This window comes from Gilliamella sp. Pra-s52, from assembly GCF_009795805.1.
GTDB lineage: Bacteria > Pseudomonadota > Gammaproteobacteria > Enterobacterales > Orbaceae > Gilliamella.
Window position 1 is genome coordinate 1 of sequence record NZ_WTEY01000033.1, and the last position, 3,776, is coordinate 3,776.

Consider the following 3,776-nt stretch of genomic DNA (forward strand, 5'->3'; position numbering starts at 1 on the left):
GGTTTAGCGGCTTGTGCTAATATGGCCTCTTTTTCAACTAATATGATAGTCTTTTCGCTTTCAGGTAACTGGTCTGCTAAGGCACTTTCATGATGACTGACTAATGCTCTTTTTTATTACTGATAGGTTAATTCCTCATCTGTTGGTTGTCTGTAAGCAGTAAAATGATTTTCACTAACAAAAAATAATGTATTTTTCATATAAATTGCCTGATTACCATTTAATAAAAACTTAGAAAAAGGTGTTTTCTCAAAACCATGGATGGTGATGTATTCTAATTCATTGCTGATATCAATATCATAACTTTTAAAATTTTCCACATGCTGTTGATATAACTCATCATCACCGAAAAATTGTTTAGAATTCACTTTACCAAAGCTTATTGAATAAGCTTGTTGATAATTAACACACAATTTTTCCTCGTTTGGATTTAAAGTTAATATTGTACTTTCAAACTGGTCGTAATCTAACCCATGAGCAAAACGTAAATAATTATTTCCTTGTTTATTGGTTAGTAAAAGACTTTTTTTAGAATGTATATTATTATTTTTAGTAGCAAATTCTTTATAGCAATTAGATATGACAGGTATCTCTCTAAATTTACCATCTTTGGCTATTTTATAATGTTGTATTTCAATTGTTTCATCAGTAAAACGTTGTTGACGTTCAATTTGGTAATTTTTATCAATATTATAATAAATAAATCCTTGAGCAAGATCGTCTATTTCAGAATTTTTTCTTGTTAATCCATTGGGATTTTTCAAAATAATCTTATCAAGCACATCAAAATTATCAGAAAATAAATAAAGATAAGTTATCATTTCTCCATTTCTTTGTAGTCCTTCAATTAAAATTGGTCTAATTCTGTTATGAAGGACAGGAAGTTTTATACCAGAAATATGAGTTATATAATCGTGACGTTGAGCATATAAATTATTATTAGATAACTGTAAATAATTAACAAAGCTTCTAGGAATATTATGGGTATAATATTCATTTTCATTAAAAAAATTATAATAAAAATGTTTATAATTATTATCTTTAATAAAGTCTCCTGTAATCCGAGAATTGTACGGCAGTTTAAGGGATGGAAAATGTTTACTTATTTGTTTAAAAGCATTTTTGCCAGCTGGTTTTAAAAAGGATAATGCCATCTCTTGATTAATAAAAACTAACTGGTCATTAAGATAAATCACTTTTTGTTCAGGCAATAATAGTTTAGCAAAGTTACTATCTATTGAAGAATCAAACTGTAAATAATGTACTTCGTCTTTTGGTAAAGGAAAATTTTTAAGTAAATCAGAATGTAATAAATTATCAGGTATTAATTGAGATATATTTGCGACTTTTCCTATTTTTACAGGATACCTATTTTCATTTATATAGAAAATATTATCTTTGAACTTGATACTTAGATTATTAAGATAATCATCGTTTTTTTTGTTTATCATCTGATTATTTTCAAAATATTCATCCAAAATCCAGTATGTTTGCTCGCTATTTTTTTCTTTGGCATAACAATAAGAATAATTTAAAAAAATAAAAATAAAGAAAATAAATTTCTTTAACCAGTCATATTTTTTTAATCTTGCCATTTTGATATCCCCATTTTCTATTTTCTTTAGAAAATTTTCTTTTGTGGTTATTAATCATATATATACTTTCTTTATTATAACTAACTAGTTAGTGATTAAATTATACTCACCAAGCTTTTATAGTTTATTAGATAGCCAAACCTAAATATTTCATCTTTTTAATTTAACAAAAATTCCATTTTCATTAATAATATAGCTTGTTTGATTTAAAAAAATCGTTGCTTTTTTATATCCATCATAAGGGGATTGAATTTTTTTAATAGTTATACGGTAATTTTCATCAATGAGATACCTATTCCAAATACCTCCATCCTCTAATTCAATATTTTCACCTAGTTCCATACGATCAATGAAATCAAAATCCTCAGAAAGGCTAATTAGCGATAATTGAGGTGCGCCAGAAATGGAATATGAAAATAATAGTATTAAATTTATTTTTTTATATTTTTTCAATTTTATTGCGTGAAGATAATCATCATCTGAAATTCCTCTAAAAAAATAATTAAACTCATCAGGTATTGGAGAAAAACCATCATTTTCTTCAAGAGGCCAATAGCGATCATTTAATGGAAGAGTTGAAGTATTTAAATTATTATAAATACTAGCCAGTTCTTGACGCATTTTTTGTTTATTTTTAAATGTTAAAATAAGTCCATTATTAATGAATAAGAAAAGATAATCGGAATTAAATACTAATGATTGATTTAAATTATATTGCTCGGGTAATGTTTCAAAAATGAAATATTGATTTTCATGTTGATGGCCAGTTAAATTTAAACGTTTTAATTCTTTTTCTAATAAACGCCTAAAGTCAGGTATTAAATTATCATTTATTGGTTTTATATGTATAGAATATTTTTCATTAAATATTAATTGATATTTATTACTTTTAACTGATATATTTTTTAAATTCTTGTATAGGTAATCTATAAATTCAAAGTCAGTCGAAGAATTTGATGAATAATTAATGTTGACTAACAGCCATTCTCTCATGTCTTCTTTTATCAATTCATTTACATTATTTTCTAATTCAGCATTTGCTATTGATGTAATAAGACAACATAAACATACAACGGCAAATCTATTTATTATTTTTAACATTATTAACCTCTATAATAGATTCTTTAAACTATTTATTAATAAGTGTAATTAATTTTTCTTTATTTAAAGTAGTGGCATCAGTACAAAAATATTCATCTAATAAGTATTGTTTCTCAAATGTTCTAACATCCATATGAATCCAACTATAGGTGTGTTTTTTATCTATTATTGAATCATCTGGATTTAATCCTATTGGCTCTGTAGTAAAAAGATTTATATTACTCCACTTTCTTTGCGCATTAAGGTAAGTTACGAAAAAGTTATCACGAATATATTTTAGGGGTTCTATATTTTTATATTTTCGCAATCTGATTTCCCAAGTACCTTTATTAAATTGAATATCTAGAGCTTTACCTCTATGATTAGAAGTGGTTTTTCCTTGTGGATGTTGACTACAACGATAACCAGATGAAACCTCCCTAACTCTATATACATTTTGTCTACCTAAATAAAAATTTATTGCGCAGAATCCAAATAATAATGATCTATGTAAACCAGGATATTCATATGGATTTGATTGTTCTGGCGAGGTGTTTTTCCCTAGACCATTACCAAATCCATTACATTTTTTAGCAGAACACCTACATTTAAGTTGTAGCCAAATTGTATTACTGATTGCATATTCCTCTTGAAATTCATCAATCGCTTTTATCACATTCATATCCACAACGCCCGTTTCCTTGACTTGCATATAATCACGTTGAAACTGTTTGATCATATTTTCGGTTCTTTCGGTAAATTCATCTGTTGGCACATTGCCACCAAATCCAGCAAGTCTGATATTAATTTCCCGAATAATTTCATCTTTATCACCCTTTTTGAAAAGGATATTGTTTCCTGCAAAATAATCCATCATTGCAACCGGATGAATAAACCACGCCTTGCCATCAGTTGATAGATTAGACAGTTTAGGGGTATTAGTATTAGTATTAGTATTAGTATTAGCATCGCTTTGTTCTGTGCTAGTTGTTTGGTTTTGAGTTTGCGCCTGTGCTACTTGTTGCCACCACAGTGACGGTTTGATACGCTGCGCTTTTTCTAGTTGCCAGTTTGTTTTGACATGTTCATGTGCTTCGTCTA

At 27.4% G+C, this 3,776-nt stretch carries 3 protein-coding genes; all 3 read right to left on the reverse strand.

Features of this window, described 5'->3' with window-relative positions; all coding sequences use genetic code 11:
• Positions 1-116: 116 nt before the first annotated feature.
• Entirely contained in the window at positions 117-1,595 is a 1,479-nt protein-coding gene (locus GQ594_RS11735; RefSeq protein WP_160413116.1) for a hypothetical protein, read from the reverse strand.
• A gap of 150 nt (positions 1,596-1,745) precedes the next feature.
• Entirely contained in the window at positions 1,746-2,696 is a 951-nt protein-coding gene (locus GQ594_RS11740; RefSeq protein ID WP_160413118.1) for a hypothetical protein, read from the reverse strand.
• 28 nt (positions 2,697-2,724) lie between these two features.
• On the reverse strand, positions 2,725-3,776 hold a 1,052-nt coding region (locus tag GQ594_RS11745; RefSeq protein WP_160416523.1), incomplete at its 5' end, for a peptidoglycan-binding domain-containing protein.

Excerpts from the sequence above, each read along its gene's own strand:
- GQ594_RS11735 (WP_160413116.1), bottom strand. The coding sequence starts at position 1,595 with ATGGCAAGATTAAAAAAATATGACTGGTTAAAGAAATTTATTTTCTTT.
- GQ594_RS11740 (WP_160413118.1), bottom strand. The coding sequence starts at position 2,696 with ATGTTAAAAATAATAAATAGATTTGCCGTTGTATGTTTATGTTGTCTT.